Here is a 16207-nt window from a genome sequence, read left to right as displayed (position 1 = left end):
GGAGAAACGCTGCCATGGCCCTTGTTCAACTGGACGCAACGCCGGCGAAATTTTCAAATTCGTCAAGGACGAGTCAGCAGTTGGTTCCACGATCGACAGCGACGGCCAGGCAACAGACGGCCTATTTGCCGGTGATCGAGTCGAAACAGCGCGGACCCGCCCCCCCTTCGCCCATGCCCGGGCTCAGAGGTGTTGTCTGGACGGGGAACCTGTTGATCCTGGTCTTCATCGTCGGATTGGGAATCTGGTCGGTCCTGGCGCCGCTGAAAAGCGCTGCGATCGCATCCGGCGTTGTCGAACCGGAGTCCAGCCGCAAAACCATTCAGCATCTGGAAGGCGGGATTGTCCGACGGATACTCGTTAAAAACGGCGATGCGGTCATGGGCGGGCAAATCGTGATAGAGCTCGACGATACGAAGTCCCGCTCGGAGCGCGACAGCATTCAAGGGCAACTTTGGGACGCCGAAGGAAGCCGCGCCCGCCTGCTTGCGGAGCAGACGGGCGGCGACCATATCGCCTATCCTGAGGATCTCAGGGCAGCAATGGACAAATATCCTTCGGTCAGCACAATTCTGATTGGGCAACAGAAAATCTTCGAAGCCCGTCGCCGGGTCATGCAGGCCGAAATTCAGATCGCCAATGAAAAGATCGCGCAGGTGCGGCAGGAAATCGTCGGACTTGGCGCGCAGAAGGCAGCACTGGCCGACAGAGCGACAATCTCGAGCCAAGAACTGGATCAGGTTACGATCCTCAGCGCCAAAGGTCTGGAAAGAAGAAGCAGACTTCTCAACCTCCAGCGGGAAAAAGCAGACCTTGATGGCCAGCAGGGTCAAGTCGAGGCACAGATCTCTCGCGCCTACCAGGTGATCAGCGGGTCACAGGCCGATCTCGCAAAGCTTGAGAGCGACCGGTTGAGCGAAGTCGCCCAGGGCACGCGCGATACGGAGAGCCGGATCATGCAACTGCGCGAGCGTTTGCGGGCGATCGACGACCAACTCTCAAGGACCGATATCCGTGCTCCCGAAGATGGAACAATCATGAACCTGCGCATCCACACATCAGGTGGGGTGATCGGCGCGGGTGAACCGCTCGTCGATCTTCTGCCGCGCTCAGATCGCCTTGTCGTGTCTGCCCACGTCAGACCGGAAGACATCAATCTCGTCCATGCCGGGCTCGAGGCACAGGTCCACCTCCTTCCATATAATCAGCGGCGCGTTCCACTCCTGAAAGGTCGAGTGGAGTATGTATCAGCGGACCGCCTCACCGATCCGCAGAGCGGCCAGCCCTACTTTGCCGCGACGATCCGTGTAACGGACGAGCGGTTGGCGAAAATGAAAGATGTCGAGCTGGTCGCGGGCATGCCCGCACAGATACTGATCGAAACGGGCAAAAGCAGCGTGGCGCTCTATGCCGTCAGACCACTCCTCGACAGTTTCAACAGAGCATTTCGCGAGGACTGAGGCGGTGATGGGCAAGCGAAAATTCGACGACGACCAGATTACGGGTATTCTGAAGGAGCACCAAGCCGGAGTGACAGTGGCAGATGTTTGCCACAAGCACGGTATCAGCGAGCCGACCTTCTATCGGTGGCAATCCCTGCAGTTCGGGAATGTCGGTCTTCATGCCAAAAGGTTGAGAGCACTGGAGGAAGAGAACCAGAAGCTCAAGAAGCTTTTGGCCGAATCCATGCTCTCGGCGGCAACACTGAGCGAGATGCTGGCGAAGACATTGAAAGGGCGACACTAACCTCTAAAGAGAGGGGCTTGTTGGCCGCCTTCTGGCCCTGCATACCAGGAGCTCGGCATCATATTTTTGGACGAGGGAGCCTCCCCAAGTGGGGCAAAGGGATACGGCTCTAAAAGCAGCAAGCTCGATCACAGCATGGCCGCCTTGGGATGCGTATACATCAAGCCACATCGTCAAGGTCGACGTCCAGCGCGCTGGCGATCGACCTGAGTGCGTCCAGGGAGCCCTCCTTCTTTCCGGTCTCGATTTCGGAAAGATAGGGCTGGGAGAGCCCGGACTTTTCACCCAGCTCCTTGATGCTCATGCCGCGATGCTTACGGAACACCCGGACAGGATCTTCGCCGGCGATCAGCGCCTTGACGACGTCTTCAGGCCAGGTCTCTTCGCCAGCGTCGATACGCGCCTTTGCGGCACGCGCGTCGCTGACGTCGACAAGGTCCTGATAGTCGTCTTCGGAAAGCAGCACGTACCCCTTGCCGTCGATGGTCAGTTTCTGGATTTCACCCATGGCGGTCCCCTAATCGTTATAGATGTCGCCGCGTGGGCCGGCCTTGATGACGAGAACCTGCATGGTCTGATCGTCGATGATGACGCGGTCCTGCCCGACACGAATTCGAAAAAATTCGCTGCCTTGCAGCGTCTTGAGGTCGACCGGCTCGCCGTTGGCGATGATCGCCGCGGCGCGCTTCGGCTGCATCTTGCGGAGTGCCTTCGTGGCGGCCTTGCTGTAGGTGATCCTTTTCATGAGCAAATATAGCTGATAGCTAACTATTTCGCTACAATAATATTGCCAGTGGCGATACTTGCTAAATTCTGCAGGTTCTTTCAATCGGATGCCCGCGCGCATCGATAATGCGGATAAGAAAATGCAATGAAAACATCGTGGATTGAGTGGTGCCCAGGACCGGAATCGAACCAGTGACACGCGGATTTTCAATCCGCTGCTCTACCAACTGAGCTACCTGGGCTAACCTGCTTCCGATGGTCCCTTTCAGAAAAAGGAACCGCGGGGCCTTGGTTCACCCCGGAAGCGAGCGGGGTTATAGCATCTTGTTCGGCCATGGCAAGCGTCAAATGACTCTTTTTTGACGGTCTTGCCGGCTTTGCGGATTCATGAGGAAAAATAAGAGCTTCGCGGGCGGAAATCTTTAATTTTCTTCATCCGGATAATCGGCCTTCGTCTCGTCGTCGGCAACCGGAATGGCGTAGGCGCCGGTCAGCCAGCGGGAGAGATCGGCCTCCCGGCAGCGGTTGGAGCAGAAGGGGTAATGTTCGCGGTGGGAGGGTTTGCCGCATTCGGGGCAAGGGCGCGTCTTGCGCAGCGGTTCGACCTTGGCGGCCGCTTTCTTGTCTTCAGGCATATCAGTCCGTCCTAAAGCATGTCGCGTAAAAGTGTGCAGCGGTTTTGCGACAACGACATGCGAGAAAATAAAGCCTTAAAGCGCGACGCTCGGATCTGAAAGATCGTGGCGCGCTTTAAGCATCGGCCGTCGGGCTCAGCCCTCGGGCCACCGGCTATGCACATCGAAGCCTTCGCCGGTCAAAAGCAGAATGGTTTCATAAAGCGGAAGGCCGACGACATTGGTGTAGGAGCCCACCATCTTTTGCACGAAGGTGCCGGCGAGGCCCTGGATGCCGTAGGCGCCTGCCTTGCCGCGCCACTGGCCGGAGGCCAGGTAGTTCTCGATCTCGAAGCCGGAGAGACGCTTGAAGCGTACCTTGGTCTCGACGATCTTCTGACGGATCTTGCGATCCGGCGTCACCAGGCAAACGCCGGTGTAGACCATATGGTTGCGCCCCGAGAGGAGATGCAGCGAGTTCAACGCCTCGTCAGCGAACTCAGCCTTGCCGAGGATGCGTCGGCCGACGGCGACCACCGTATCGGCAGACAGGATATAGCTGCCCTTCCAGGTGATATCGCCCTTGATGGCGGCAAGGGCCGCTTCAGCCTTCTCAGCCGAAAGCCTGCGGGCGAGCGAACGCGGATGCTCCGACTTCTTCGGCGCCTCGTCGATATCCATCGGCATCAGGCGCGAAGGCTCGATGCCGGCCTGGTTGAGCAGGTCAACGCGACGGGGCGAGCCCGAGGCCAGAATGAGCTTGTATTTCAGCGCCATGGAACCTCGACCATCGTCAGACGGGAGCAAAAACCCTTGCGGGGACCTTCGGGCAAACTTACTTGAAACGGTAGGTGATGCGGCCTTTGGTCAAATCGTAGGGCGTCATTTCCACAAGCACCTTGTCGCCGGCGAGAACGCGGATGCGGTTCTTGCGCATGCGGCCCGCGGTGTGGGCGATGATCTCGTGTTCGTTTTCGAGCTTCACGCGGAACGTCGCATTCGGCAGAAGTTCGGTGACGATTCCCGGGAATTCGAGGACTTCTTCTTTAGGCATATAAGTGTTTTCTTCCTGTGCGTTGAATAGGCAGCGCAGCGCGCGCCTTTAAAATTTGGGCGGAAACTACACAATCAACGCAGGTTTGTGAACCTCGTTGATCAGGCTTTCCTTTATTTGTTTTCATGCCGATTGCGCGGCAATGCCATTTCGTTTGAGTAGCCGGCTTTCGATGAGGCCGGCCAGATGATCGCGGACCTCGCGATAGCTCTCCAGAATCTGCTCGCGCGTTCCGATTGCAACCGTCGGATCCATGGTCGGCCAATAGACCACATCGACCGCACTCGACCGCGTCAGCTCGAGTGCTGCATGATGGGCCTGCGGCGACAGCGTGATGATCAGATCGAAGTAATCGTCCTCGAGCTCTTCCAGCGTCTGCGGCTGGCGGCGCCCGAGAGAAAGCCCGATCTCGTCGAGCACGACGTCCACGAAGGGATCGCGCTCGCCGGCGCGTACGCCGGCAGACCTGATATAGGTATTGGCGGGCAGAATGCTACGGGCGATCGCTTCGGCCATCGGCGAGCGGATGGCATTCATACCGCACATGAAGAGGATGGCGCCCGGCCGCTTTCCCTCCTCGACGTCGACGGCGAGCTCCATTGCCGTCATCCGCGCCAGTAGAGCACGCAGACCAGCGTGAAAAGGCGCCGGGCGGTATCGAAATCGACCTCTATCTTGCCGGCCAGCCTATCCTTCAGCGTCTGCGAGCCTTCATTGTGGATGCCGCGCCGGCCCATGTCGATCGCCTCGATGCGGCTCGGCGTCGACGAACGGATCGCTTCGTAATAGCTCTCGCAGATCATGAAGTAATCCTTGACGATCCGCCGGAAGGGCGTGAGCGACAGGATATGGGTGGCGACCCCGCCGCCTTCTTCGGTGGTGATGGCGAATACCAGCTTCGAATCGACCAGCGAGATGTTCAGCCGGTAAGGACCGCCGGCATGGCCGAGCGGCTCGAACCTGTTTTCCTCGATCAGGTCGAAGATGGCGACGGCGCGCTCATGCTCGACATCGGGCGTCGAACGGCCGATCGTATCGTCAAGGACGACGTCGCAAAGCCGGAATTCGCCCTTCGCCATGCCCTCACCTTTCGAGGTTGAGGCGGATCGCGACCGATCGCGCATGGGCATCGAGGCCTTCGGAAACGGCAAGGGCGATCGCCGCCGGGCCGAGGGTGCGGAGCTGCTGCGGGCCGAGGCGCAGGATCGAGGTGCGCTTGACGAAATCGAGCACCGAAAGGCCGGAGGAGAAACGTGCCGAACGCGCCGTCGGCAGCACGTGGTTCGAACCGCCGACATAATCGCCGATCACCTCGGGCGTATGGGCGCCGATGAAGATCGCGCCGGCATTGCGGATGCCGTCGAGCAGCCGGTCCGGATCGGCGACGGCGAGCTCCAGATGCTCGGCAGCGATACGGTTTGCCAAGGGAATGGCCTGTTTCAGATCGGCAACCAGGATGACCGCGCCGAAATCGCGCCAGCTTGCTGCCGCCGTCTCGGCCCGGTTCAGCGTCTTCAGCTGGCGTTCGACCGCCTGCTCCACCGCCTTGCCGAATGCGGCATCGTCGGTGATCAGGATCGCCTGGGAACTGACGTCGTGCTCGGCCTGGGCCAAGAGATCGGCTGCAATCCAATCCGGATTGTTGTCCTTGTCTGCAATGACAAGCACTTCGGAGGGACCGGCGATCATATCGATGCCGACGGTGCCGAAGACATGACGCTTGGCAGCAGCGACATAGGCATTGCCGGGGCCGGTGATCTTGGCGACCGGGGCGATCGTCTCGGTGCCATAAGCAAGAGCCGCGATCGCCTGGGCGCCGCCGACACGGTAAATCTCGGTGACGCCGACAAGCTTGGCGGCGGCAAGCACCGCCGGATTGACGGCGCCGCCTGTGGCAGGAACAGCGATGACGATGCGATCGACGCCGGCGACCTTGGCCGGCACCGCATTCATCAGCACCGAGCTCGGATAACTCGCGGTGCCGCCCGGAACATAGAGCCCGACCGCTTCGATCGCCGTCCAGCGCGAGCCGAGACTGACGCCCATGTCGTCCTCATAGATATCGTCCTTCGGCAGTTGCCGGCGATGATGGGATTCGATGCGCAGCGCCGCGAGCTTCAGCGCCCCCAGCACTTCCGAAGGCACCGCCTCGACGGCGGCGTCGATCTCTTCAGCTGTGACACGCATCGGGACGGTAGCGTAGTCGATGCTGTCGAATTTCAGCGAATATTCGGCAAGCGCCACATCGCCACGGGCGCGCACGTCATCGATGATGGTGCGAACGACCACGTTCACATCCTCGGAGACTTCACGCTTCGTCGTCAGAAAGGCGGCAAAATGCTGCTCGAAACCTTCCGATGCCTGATCCAGCCAGATTGCCAAGGCCGATATTCCTTCTCAACTTGAAACTGCGATGTTCAAACTTTAGGGCGTCAAACACTCATTGTTTTATGCATGTCGTTATCCCGGAACCGCTGCACACTTCCGGGCGACATGCATTAGCGGTGACGAGGCTTGGAGGAAGCCTCCCAGGCGCCGCCGATATCGGCCAGCTGGACCTCGATGCATTCGACATCGAGCGCAATCGAGGCGGTGCCGGACAGGGACAGCTCGATCGTGCCCTCCGGCCCCTCGCCCTTTTGCTCGAAGCGCAGCGCCAGCAGCGACAGCACCTCGTCGCGTTTGCCGCGATCAATGCCGAGCGAACGGACGGCAAGCACGCGCTTGAAAACCAGGGCAGCACGGCGGCGCTCGAAACCCTTGCGCTTGCGCTCGGCACCTTCCCAGACGAAACGATTGGCGGCAAGCGCGAACTGCGCGTCGCGCGGCGACCAATCGATGTCGCCGACCTTGAAGACACTGTCCTGCATATGCGCGGACATGATCGCAAGATCCTCGTTATCGAGCGCAACAAGTTTCAGGTCGGTCATTCAGCCTCATCCCATTACCGGCCTAGACCGGGCACCGCCGGAATGGCGATGCGTCAGACAAGGGAAATAAGGCGCGGCGACCAATTACGCAACCGGGATGAACGGTGCTTACTCGCTGATGCGCTCGACGATGGCGCCGCAACGGGTCAGCTTCTCCTCGAGCCGCTCGAAACCGCGGTCGAGGTGATAGACGCGGGAGACCGTGGTTTCGCCCTCGGCGGCAAGGCCGGCGATGACCAGCGAGACGGAGGCGCGCAGATCGGTTGCCATAACAGGCGCACCGCGCAGGCGTTGGACACCCTCGATCTTCGCCGTCTGGCCGGACAGCGAGATCCTGGCGCCGAGGCGGGCAAGCTCCTGCACATGCATGAAACGGTTTTCGAAGATGGTCTCGGTGACATGCGAGACGCCGGAAGAACGGGTCATCAGCGCCATGAACTGCGCCTGCAGGTCGGTCGGGAAACCCGGGAAAGGATCGGTGACGATATCGACCGGCCTGATGCCGGCGCCATTGCGCTTGATGCGCATGCCATTGTTGGTCGACGAGATTTCCGCGCCGGCGCGGCGCAACGTTTCCACCGCGGTTTCGAGCAGCGCCACATCGGTATTTTCGAGCACGACGTCGCCACCGGCCATGGCGACCGCCATGGCGTAGGTGCCGGTCTCGATGCGATCCGGCAGGACGCGATGGCGGGCGCCGGAGAGCGAGGTGACGCCTTCGATGGTGATCGTCGCCGTACCCGCGCCCGATATCCTGGCGCCCATGGCGTTCAGGCAGTTGGCGAGGTCGACGACCTCAGGCTCGCGGGCGGCATTGCCGATGACAGTCGTGCCGCGGGCAAGCGTTGCCGCCATCATCATCACATGGGTGGCGCCGACGGAGACCTTCGGGAAGGTGTAGCGTGCGCCGATCAGGCCGCCGGCAGGCGCCTTGGCGTTGATATAACCGGCATCGATTTCCATCGTGGCGCCGAGCGCCGTCAGGCCTTCGATGAAGAGATCGACGGGGCGCGTGCCGATGGCACAGCCGCCCGGCAGCGAAACGCGGCAATGGCCTTCGCGCGCCAGCAACGGGCCGATGACCCAGAAGGAGGCGCGCATCTTCGAGACCAGTTCATAAGATGCGGTCGTATCGACGATGGTGCGGCAGGTGAAATGGATCGTGCGCGAATAGGCGTCTTCCTGGCGCTCGCGGCGGCCGTTAACGGCGACGTCGACGCCGTGATTGCCGAGGATGCGCATCAGCAGCTCGACATCGGCCAGATGCGGCACGTTTTCGAGCGTCAGCGTATCGCTGGTCAGAAGCGAGGCGATCATCAGCGGCAGTGCGGCATTCTTGGCGCCGGAAATCGGAATGATGCCATTCAGCTCATTACCGCCGACGATTCTGATACGATCCATGTGCGCTTACGGGCCGAGCCCGCCTTTCCTGAAAGTTCTGCCTTGGAATAAGGAGTGAGGTGTTTAGGGGATTTCTCGACACGCTTCAATTCGTGTCGGACGGAACATTACGATTCGTCCATTTTTGCGGCGGGCAGCCCATTTGTTTCGTCGGCCTGGCCCGAACGGCGGGCGCGGACCTGCTGTTTGCGTCGCCCCAGATTTTCCCTGAGCTTGTCGGCGGCGCGCTCGCGGCGCAGTTTCGCCTGTGCCTCGATCGCCTGTTTGCGGCTCTGCTGGCCGGTTTCGGTCTTTTCGTTCATGCGACAGGATTAGCTGAATTCGCGCCAATCCAAAAGTCCCTTCATCCCAATCGACGCGAAGTTGGAATTTGCGGCTTGCGCTTGCCGCCAAGCTGTGGCAATAGCCCCCCGTCCTCGCGATTGAGCCACACGGCTCGCACGGGTACTGGTCCTGCTGCCGTAGCTCAGTGGTAGAGCACACCCTTGGTAAGGGTGAGGTCGGTGGTTCAATCCCACTCGGCAGCACCAGTTTTCATCAGCAAAATCATCAGGATACGGAAGGGCAGTCGCCCTCACCCGCTGCACAATTCAGCACGAAAACGCAGAACAGAACGCGAATTGCTCGGAAAATCCGTGCAAAATCCGTGCAGTGTGTTCCCTTGTCGTTCTAGACGGCTCAAAATGGTAACGCGAAGAATCGCCATTTGATGTCCTGCCGAACGATAATTCGTGGATGGGGCCGTGGAGGCTTCTTTTTCCCAGAGATGAGGCATCAGGAAATGGATATGCTGATTCAAAACGCTGCGGTCACCACCTCGCCTCGCCCGCGTCTTCGTCGCAAGGACGTTCCGGCGTACCTCGCGTCATCTTATGGAATCGACATCGCGGTTTCAACACTCGCCAATTTGGCAACAATTGGTGGCGGCCCTGCCATGCAATACAACGGTCGGATACCGCTCTACAACGTCGCCGACTTGGATGAGTGGGCAAATTCCCGACTTTCTAAGAGAGTGCTGTCTACGTCAGAGGCTCGCTAACATTATAGAGATGACCACTCAAAATTCCCCAGCTACCCCACTGTCTCGCCCGCGCCTTCGTCGAAGTGATGTCCCCGCATACCTCGCTTCAGCTCATGGCATTGATGTCGCGATCTCAACGCTTGCAAAATGGGCGACAGTTGGCGGCGGTCCAGCCATGCAGTACAGCGGTCGCATTCCCCTGTACAATATTTCCGACCTCGACGAATGGGCGAATGACCGGCTTTCGAAGCGAGTTTTTTCTACGTCTGAAGCTCGTTAGTCTCAAACTGCCCCACACCATGACCTTTAAGGACCGGTTGGACGAGCCCATCTCAGCAAAACGCATTGAATGGGCGCTTGATAGACTCGCTGAGATCATGGTTCGGCTTTGCGAAGAAGGTCAAAAGTGTCTGCCGATCTATAAGCGCCTTGAGGCCGAACTCGCCACATATCGCGCGCAGGAAAGGGACATGGTCACCGTTGGCGAGCGGGCAAAGAGGTTGAAGACGCAGCGAGCGCATTCGCTTAGGACGCGCGGATAGGCGGTCGTGCACTGCCGCCCGCGATACCAGAGAGCGATGGCGGTCTCGAAGGTGGTGGCTGTCGACCTGGGCTTGATCGGTGGATGCGGGGGTTGCAGCAAGTGTATTACGGGATATGATTGAGCCGCCTACAGAACAGCGGAGTGCGTCCGTATGTCATACTTGCTCATTCTGGAAGACAAGATCAACACATCCTTCAGCGAGACGGGCGGCGGCAGGCGTAAGTCCAACGCGCTCACCGGTGAGAAGAGTGCTCGAAACGATGATCTGCTCAGGCAACTCAATAACGCGGCGATTCAAATTGGTGGCAGTGTGACCACCGACCGCCGCTCTAAAATCGAAAGCATTTCGACCCGCGACACAGGCCCCAAATATCAGCCGGTCGAAATTCGCGACGTCGTCGAAATCGTAACTTACGTTTTCGGTTCGGCTACTGCTCTAGCAATTTTCTTGCGCAACGTCGTTGGGATCGTCGTTGATTATCAAAAGCTGAAGGATCAACGCTCAACGATAGTCAAGTTGGGAGACGAAGAGTTCGCTGTGAAGCCTGGCGAGGATATCCTAAAGAAAGTCATCGAGCGGTATCCTGCAATAAAAGACGCGATCGAACACCCCGATAAAAGGGAGTGAACGAAAGTGCATTCGCTGATGACCTCGCCCGACACTGCCATATTGCTGGAAGACGCCGCCGACCGGATCGCTGATATCTCTCGAGCGGATCTTCAGATTATGCTTCGTCGGGCCGCGCTGCGGCTACGCAACGCTGGCGCCGTCTCGATGGAGCATGACGTTGAGGACGCCTTGCGCGACCTGTCCGGCGAGCTTGGCATGACGCGTAACGACATAATCAGGTTTATCATCCGGGAGTGGATGGAGAAGAACACCTATCTGCCGGTACACGCCCTTGACGAGGACGGCGATGTTGATGGGACGGCTTGAGCGTATGCGCCGCGGGGCCCCATCGATCTCATAGATCGTGGGTATTGCCCGGCACCGGCGTACGCAGTTTTGAAAGCTTGACCACCCAGAGAAATCAAAAGCGCTTCTCTAAGCCCCCGCGCCGGTATCACCTGCGAACATAATTTAACCTTGTCGGTTAAAAAAACGCCGGCCCCAGGTTGATTTTCGTTGCCATTAACCTTATCTTAACTTCGTTGGCGAGCGTGCCACGCGCCTAAAAGGAGAAAGCAATGTTAACCGAGATCGGAAAGGAACTTCGAAAACTCAGGATAGATAGAAATGAAAAGATGATTGAGATGGCTAAGAAGCTCGACAAGTCGCCAGCGTTCATCTCGGCAGTCGAGACTGGAAAGAAGACGCCGCCGCCGGGCATCGAAGATATCGTGATACGACTCTACGGGCTTGTCGGCGAAGCTGCACATCGCGTCAGAATGGCTGCCGATCGATCGAGGAATGCGTTTGTCCTGCATCCTAGCAATATGCTTGGAAGAGATACTGCCGGCCTTATGGCCAGGAGAATGAACAGTCTGTCGAGCGCGGATTTGGAGGAAATCCGGCAAATATTAGCCAGAGGAGCTAAGCCGAATGAATAGCCAAGACTTTGTCGTACCTGCGAGATCATGGGACAACATCCATTCGGTGGCGGAAACCATCCGGAACGCGATTGGATTGAGTAACGTGCCGTACGTTCCAATTGTGGACGTGCTTGAGAAAATTATGGACCATCAGTTGAATATGGTCCGTTTTGAGGTGGGTGACCATACTGAGATGGGCGGAGCCGAGGGCCTGGCAGACCCGAACGGCGAATTCATTATCATTCGGGAGGATGTGTACGAGAAAGCCGTCGGTGGCGACGGGCGGGCTCGCTTCACTATCGCCCACGAGCTTGGTCATTTTTTTCTACACACGGGAATTCCTCTGGCTCGCAGCGTCACCGGAGACGGCGTGAAACCTTTTTGCAAGAGCGAGCCGCAAGCAAACCAGTTTGCCGCGGAGTTTCTTATGCCGAGGAGCTTGATCACGCCGTCGATGAACCGCTTTAACATTGCGATTAATCACGGTGTCTCAGACGAGGCCGCCAACCTTCGTTTCAAGTATCTCTCGAACCTGAGAGCAAAATAAAAAGGAGACCTGGCAGCACCAAATCTCCTTTTCTAAATTTCCGTCTCGGGCTTGCAAAGGGGCTGGCCGAACGGGAGCCCACAAGCTTCGCTACGGGATGTCGCAATTCCAAATAATAGTGACTCAAGCTTGTGTCAAGGTGAACAGCGCCCCTTAAGGAGCATGCGATGGCGAAATCCGTCCTTCCTCCGCCTCCACCGGGTCTGAAGTATATCTTCCGCCCGTGGCGCACGTGCCCTAAGACCGGCAAGGTTTTGTGGGCGCGCAGCTTTGGTCTCAAAGCCTGGCCCATCTTGGTCATGGCCTAAAGGCTCTCGGATAGGTGGGCGACCACCTATCCATTTTTGTGAGTCGAACTCAAGGAGAAGTCATGACCACTTTTTATCAGATTATTGCGTCAAACCTCGTCAGCGTTACGCTGGCTATAACCGCCGGCGTTCTCTGCTTGAAGCAGCGAGAGGGCTGGGGTTGGTTTCTTTTTGGAGCGCTAGCAACTTTCGCAGGGCATGCTGCTATTACGGGAGGGGCTGCGATCTAGCCAAGGATGGCGGAGAAGGACTTCATCCCTAGATTCTGCCGGGTAAACCCGCTTCCCGTCAATCTGGACGAGATCCCGCCGCCGTGCATAATGCAGCCGGTGGTGGGGACTCATATGAACATCAAACGCGGGCTTTTCCGGCTTTGGCTGGTGCTTTCCATTATTTACATGGCTGCGGCATATTTTATCACTTGGCCAGGCATCCGCGCTGAGTTCGAGAAAGCCGAGTTTAAGGCAGCAACAGCAGGGGACCCGATCCTAGTGCCGACGCTTTGTGCGAACGCTCGCGGGACAGAAAAGGATTTCTCAAGGGAGAAATTCCCAACCGAGCAAAATCCGTTCGACACCTGCTGGTATGAAATGCCGAAGTTCCGGGCGCTCTATCCGGAATATAAGGACCTGTCAGACGATGCATTGTCCGACAAGCTCTATACGAAGATGAGCCTGCCGTTTAAGCATGAGCCAGAGCCTCGGCCATGGGAGTATTTGGGGAATATCTCGGCGTTCGCCTTCGGCATCCCTATGCTATGCCTCGCTATCGGTTCGGCCTTCGTATGGGCCTTTTCAGGGTTCTCCCGTCGTCCTGCCGCTTGATCCTTTACTCCAGCGATTCCAATTGAGCGCCTTCCCTCGCTCCTTCGGGTCAAACCACTCCCCACCGTAACCTGTCGAGGAAAGCCCGCGCCCGCTTTGGTGGCAAAGCAATGGACGTGGTAATGGCGGTCATCATGGAAGACCGAATGCCCGCGCATGCATCGCATGAGCTTGTTTTTCTCGCAGAATTCCATCTTCTCGGCATAGAGCTTGCCGGAGGACATCCCCTGCGGCAGTGCGACTTGGAAGGGTCGTCCGCGATCGATGGCCGAGGGAATGAGTTCACCTTTGCGCCTGTTCATGGGCGCCTATGTTCTTTATCTGTTCTGCCGAGCCAACGCCTCAGCATGAGCCCCTATTGGCTTGAGGCGCAAATCGAGCTTTTTGATACGTTCCGCAAGCAACTCCAGCTGAGCGATCAATAAAGACATCGTACGGCGCACCTTATCGAATCTAGGCTCGGCATTAACATCAACGTAGCCTTCCGCTTCGCTTAGGTCGGCGATGTGTCCCTTGATGGTGGGAGTTTCAAAAGACACGCCTGCCCAATCATGCGCGAATCCATTCCGAATTTGCCGCAAGTGCTCAAGATCTGAAAACTGCCTGTCACTAATGAGCCCCAGAGCGTAAGCCGTCGCGATGCGGGATGAGAACGTCCCGAGTGGCGCACCAAACTCGTCTATGAGCTTTCCTGCTGATTTCACGTCACGCATGTAAGCCAGGATCAGCCTACGCAAGCTTTCCTCAGCAAACGAAGCCACAGACAGTATTAGTCCTCGCTCATCCTGCTGTTGCAAGAGACCCAGAAGTTGGGCGAGTTTCTGGAAGGGAAAGTCCTGCACTTCGTTCTTCTTCGGCATCTTCACTCCGCTGGAATCATCGAGAACTTGCATCAAGTCATTTGGACGTAGCAATCTCCTATTGCTTTGACCATGCTGCAAAAGCGTTTCCTTTCCTGCACCTTCTCTCCCATCGCAAGTTTCACATCCGCAATGAAGGATGCCAGAGAAGGCATCTTGCCCTCACCCCTCACCGCCACCGGTAGGCCTTCCGGGCAGCAAATAACGGAAACTCGCCCAACTGGACGTAACGAAGAGGCTCTCCGCAAATGCAGGCCAATTGGTAAAGGTTGTCACTTTTCATCTCAACGGGAAGGACTACAAATACACCATGCCGCCCGAAATTGCTGGCCTTGTACACGACAACCCGGCGTGCAGGCTCCATTGACGAGGCGGCGCTTTCATCGCCAACCAATTTCTTTTTGGATGGAACTGGCAAAAGCGAGGTTCTTGATTCCCACCTTTAGTTGGGATGAAACTTCGCCTTCTCAGCCTGCGGGATACGGCTCACCGTCCTGAGAATCCCGTGCAGCGTCGGATGAACATAGGAGCTAACATCAAGGTTCATGCCATGCGCCAGAAGGGTGGCATTGTCTTGGACGATGGTTGCGAAGATTCCATCACCCGTGACCTTGTAATCCGCGGTTCCATCGCCGTTATCGGTCCGGCTCATAAGCAAGCGGCTGGTCCACTGCCCCGGTTGATACTCAAACATGACGCGCGACCCGATCAGCACCGACGAGGGCAGCTTTATCGTGTCCCACGTGGTCACGCCGTCCTGGTTGCCCGGATGGCCGATGACATTCCCCAGTGGGAACAGTTCGGCGGCCGGACCCTTGATCGGGTCGCTGTCGGACATGAAAGCCGGCACCATGTCGATGACCCCAGCATAACGGCTGGATGCCTTAATGCTGTCGTTGACGGTCTTCAGAGTGCCCGTCACTGGGTTCCACAATGCGGCGACGGCAAAACCTGCCACGGTCCTGCCCGCATCGCTAGACGTGAATGTCGGCATGAGGGTGATGCCGACGACGTGGATACCCGCCCCGTAACGACTTTTCGCGCGATCGACCAGACCGAACTTGGCGTTAGACCAAGTGCTTGCAGTGGCGCTGTTGTCGTTTCGGCCCGACTGATCGAGAACGAAAGTCCAGATGTTCTTGCCGCTATTATAGGTCGTCTTGATGGTGTCTATGAGATCCCACCGTTTGGTAGCCGAGGCGGCAAGTTCCTGAACGGATTTCGAGCCTGGCACGCCCATGACAAGCGGAATGTAACTCCCCCAAATCGAATCCCTCTGGTCCAGCCACCGCCGCCAAATCCCCATGTTCCCTCTGTCATCCGCCGACGCGGCAATTTCTTGCCGCTCCACGAGGGAATCCGCAAGCACGAGAGGGACCGGCCGACCATCCCACCCTTTTGCCAGTACTAGAGCCGGACCATAAGCGAGCTGCTGTGAGTTGGTCGCAGTGCCGACGAGGTTATACCAATTGTCAGGATCCATCGCCGCAGTGCTTTGCCCATTGGCGGCAGCGAGTGCACGCACCGAGGCAATGTCACCGGCAGCCCAAAGCTTCTCCCCGCGATGGCGCTGGCATCGATAGGCACCAATGTAAGTGTTGCCCACGGTGCCGTGATAGACCGTGCGGATGCCGAAGATCGACCAAGCAGGAAGATCAGTCGGCAGGGTCACCTGCCCGTAAACTATCCCCGTAGCAGCCGTTGCGGTTGCCGCAGCGCTACCGCCGAAGAGGATTGGATATTCGGTGCCACTCGGATGAACGAAGAACGCCTCGTCGATCAACATATCAGCATTCGGGTTGATCGTTTCCTGCGGAGCGCTGCCGCCCTCGGTCAAGCCGAAGCCGACAAAGGGGATCAGGAAATCATTGGTAGGGTAATCAGGAGAGCCAAAGAACAGCTTCGAGCATTGGTAGTTCAGGCCGGAGGCATAGGTCATGGTGAAGCCGGCCGGCCAGTGCGTACGCGTAGCAGCCGGCATATAGCGGTTGGGATCCGCAATCCATTCCGGGCGATTCCCACCGCCGCGCCGGCTTTCATTGCGGCGGCCGGCCTCATTGATGCCTACCCCAATCCTGCTGATACCTATTGGCGTCATG

General features: G+C 58.0%; 21 protein-coding genes, 2 tRNA genes and 1 pseudogene. 10 read left to right on the top strand and 14 right to left on the bottom strand.

The features are described 5' to 3' along the window. Positions 1–14 precede the first annotated feature (14 nt). Positions 15–1460: an HlyD family type I secretion periplasmic adaptor subunit gene (locus AC25BC_RS01460; protein ID WP_128439596.1), complete on the top strand. Its 1446-nt coding sequence runs from the start codon at positions 15–17 to the stop codon at positions 1458–1460. A 7-nt stretch (positions 1461–1467) separates the two neighbouring features. After that, a pseudogene (locus AC25BC_RS01455) lies at positions 1468–1731 on the top strand (transposase); the annotation flags it as partial. 175 nt (positions 1732–1906) lie between these two features. On the opposite strand, the gene AC25BC_RS01450 reads toward AC25BC_RS01455, so the two are convergent. The 12 genes from AC25BC_RS01450 to AC25BC_RS01395 form a co-directional block, all read right to left on the bottom strand. Beyond that, positions 1907–2254: a helix-turn-helix domain-containing protein gene (locus AC25BC_RS01450; protein ID WP_128439597.1), complete on the bottom strand. Its 348-nt coding sequence runs from the start codon at positions 2252–2254 to the stop codon at positions 1907–1909. Positions 2255–2263: 9 nt separating this feature from the next. Next, a complete protein-coding gene (locus tag AC25BC_RS01445; RefSeq protein WP_128439598.1) occupies positions 2264–2491 on the bottom strand; it encodes a type II toxin-antitoxin system RelE family toxin in 228 nt (75 codons plus the stop codon). Positions 2492–2638: 147 nt separating this feature from the next. After that, positions 2639–2714: transfer RNA gene (locus tag AC25BC_RS01440), tRNA-Phe, on the bottom strand. A gap of 180 nt (positions 2715–2894) precedes the next feature. Next, complete coding sequence (gene yacG / locus AC25BC_RS01435; RefSeq protein WP_012755993.1) at positions 2895–3107, bottom strand: DNA gyrase inhibitor YacG; 213 nt, start codon at positions 3105–3107, stop codon at positions 2895–2897. Between the two features lie 135 nt (positions 3108–3242). Continuing rightward, positions 3243–3863 (bottom strand): Maf-like protein, encoded by a 621-nt coding sequence (locus AC25BC_RS01430; RefSeq protein WP_003556345.1) that lies wholly within the window; start codon positions 3861–3863, stop codon positions 3243–3245. A gap of 58 nt (positions 3864–3921) precedes the next feature. Further along, complete coding sequence (gene infA / locus AC25BC_RS01425) at positions 3922–4140, bottom strand: translation initiation factor IF-1 (RefSeq protein WP_003545338.1); 219 nt, start codon at positions 4138–4140, stop codon at positions 3922–3924. Positions 4141–4263: 123 nt separating this feature from the next. After that, the gene (locus tag AC25BC_RS01420; protein ID WP_028740385.1) at positions 4264–4749 is read right to left on the bottom strand and encodes an arsenate-mycothiol transferase ArsC; all 486 of its coding nucleotides are present in this window, start codon (positions 4747–4749) and stop codon (positions 4264–4266) included. Then, on the bottom strand, positions 4746–5219 hold the full coding sequence (locus AC25BC_RS01415; RefSeq protein ID WP_011650397.1) for a UPF0262 family protein: 474 nt from the start codon (positions 5217–5219) through the stop codon (positions 4746–4748). The genes AC25BC_RS01420 and AC25BC_RS01415 overlap by 4 nt, the downstream gene beginning before the upstream one ends. Positions 5220–5223: 4 nt before the next feature. Further along, the gene (gene hisD / locus AC25BC_RS01410; RefSeq protein ID WP_012755990.1) at positions 5224–6522 is read right to left on the bottom strand and encodes a histidinol dehydrogenase; all 1299 of its coding nucleotides are present in this window, start codon (positions 6520–6522) and stop codon (positions 5224–5226) included. Between the two features lie 116 nt (positions 6523–6638). Beyond that, entirely contained in the window at positions 6639–7070 is a 432-nt protein-coding gene (locus AC25BC_RS01405) for a DUF2948 family protein (RefSeq protein ID WP_012755989.1), read from the bottom strand. Positions 7071–7178: 108 nt separating this feature from the next. Beyond that, positions 7179–8471, bottom strand: a complete 1293-nt coding sequence (murA, locus tag AC25BC_RS01400; protein ID WP_012755988.1) for a UDP-N-acetylglucosamine 1-carboxyvinyltransferase — start codon at positions 8469–8471, stop codon at positions 7179–7181. A gap of 107 nt (positions 8472–8578) precedes the next feature. Next, complete coding sequence (locus AC25BC_RS01395) at positions 8579–8773, bottom strand: hypothetical protein (RefSeq protein WP_012755987.1); 195 nt, start codon at positions 8771–8773, stop codon at positions 8579–8581. Between the two features lie 153 nt (positions 8774–8926). Between AC25BC_RS01395 and AC25BC_RS01390 the strand changes: the two genes are divergently transcribed. The 8 genes from AC25BC_RS01390 (at position 8927) to AC25BC_RS01355 (ending at position 13248) form a co-directional block, all read left to right on the top strand. After that, positions 8927–9001: transfer RNA gene (locus AC25BC_RS01390), tRNA-Thr, on the top strand. 257 nt (positions 9002–9258) lie between these two features. Then, positions 9259–9510: a hypothetical protein gene (locus tag AC25BC_RS01385; protein WP_245459862.1), complete on the top strand. Its 252-nt coding sequence runs from the start codon at positions 9259–9261 to the stop codon at positions 9508–9510. A gap of 677 nt (positions 9511–10187) precedes the next feature. Further along, complete coding sequence (locus AC25BC_RS01380; RefSeq protein WP_128439601.1) at positions 10188–10664, top strand: hypothetical protein; 477 nt, start codon at positions 10188–10190, stop codon at positions 10662–10664. An 18-nt stretch (positions 10665–10682) separates the two neighbouring features. Then, a complete protein-coding gene (locus AC25BC_RS01375; protein WP_128439625.1) occupies positions 10683–10973 on the top strand; it encodes a CopG family transcriptional regulator in 291 nt (96 codons plus the stop codon). Positions 10974–11224: 251 nt separating this feature from the next. Next, a complete protein-coding gene (locus AC25BC_RS01370) occupies positions 11225–11587 on the top strand; it encodes a helix-turn-helix domain-containing protein (protein ID WP_128439602.1) in 363 nt (120 codons plus the stop codon). Further along, a complete protein-coding gene (locus AC25BC_RS01365) occupies positions 11580–12116 on the top strand; it encodes an ImmA/IrrE family metallo-endopeptidase (protein ID WP_128439603.1) in 537 nt (178 codons plus the stop codon). Before AC25BC_RS01370 ends, AC25BC_RS01365 begins: the two co-directional genes overlap by 8 nt. Positions 12117–12486: 370 nt before the next feature. Continuing rightward, the gene (locus AC25BC_RS01360; RefSeq protein ID WP_164903024.1) at positions 12487–12654 is read left to right on the top strand and encodes a hypothetical protein; all 168 of its coding nucleotides are present in this window, start codon (positions 12487–12489) and stop codon (positions 12652–12654) included. Positions 12655–12768: 114 nt separating this feature from the next. Then, on the top strand, positions 12769–13248 hold the full coding sequence (locus AC25BC_RS01355) for a hypothetical protein (RefSeq protein WP_128439604.1): 480 nt from the start codon (positions 12769–12771) through the stop codon (positions 13246–13248). A gap of 317 nt (positions 13249–13565) precedes the next feature. Here AC25BC_RS01355 and AC25BC_RS01350 read toward each other — a convergent pair whose 3' ends face one another. After that, positions 13566–14108: an MltR family transcriptional regulator gene (locus AC25BC_RS01350; protein ID WP_164903025.1), complete on the bottom strand. Its 543-nt coding sequence runs from the start codon at positions 14106–14108 to the stop codon at positions 13566–13568. Between the two features lie 442 nt (positions 14109–14550). Next, complete coding sequence (locus tag AC25BC_RS01345; RefSeq protein WP_245459863.1) at positions 14551–16206, bottom strand: hypothetical protein; 1656 nt, start codon at positions 16204–16206, stop codon at positions 14551–14553. Between the last annotated feature and the right edge of the window lies 1 nt (position 16207).

The organism is Rhizobium sp. WSM409 (assembly GCF_057653825.1).
Note: the sequence above shows the minus strand (reverse complement) of the source record. Positions and strands in the feature narration are given on the sequence as shown.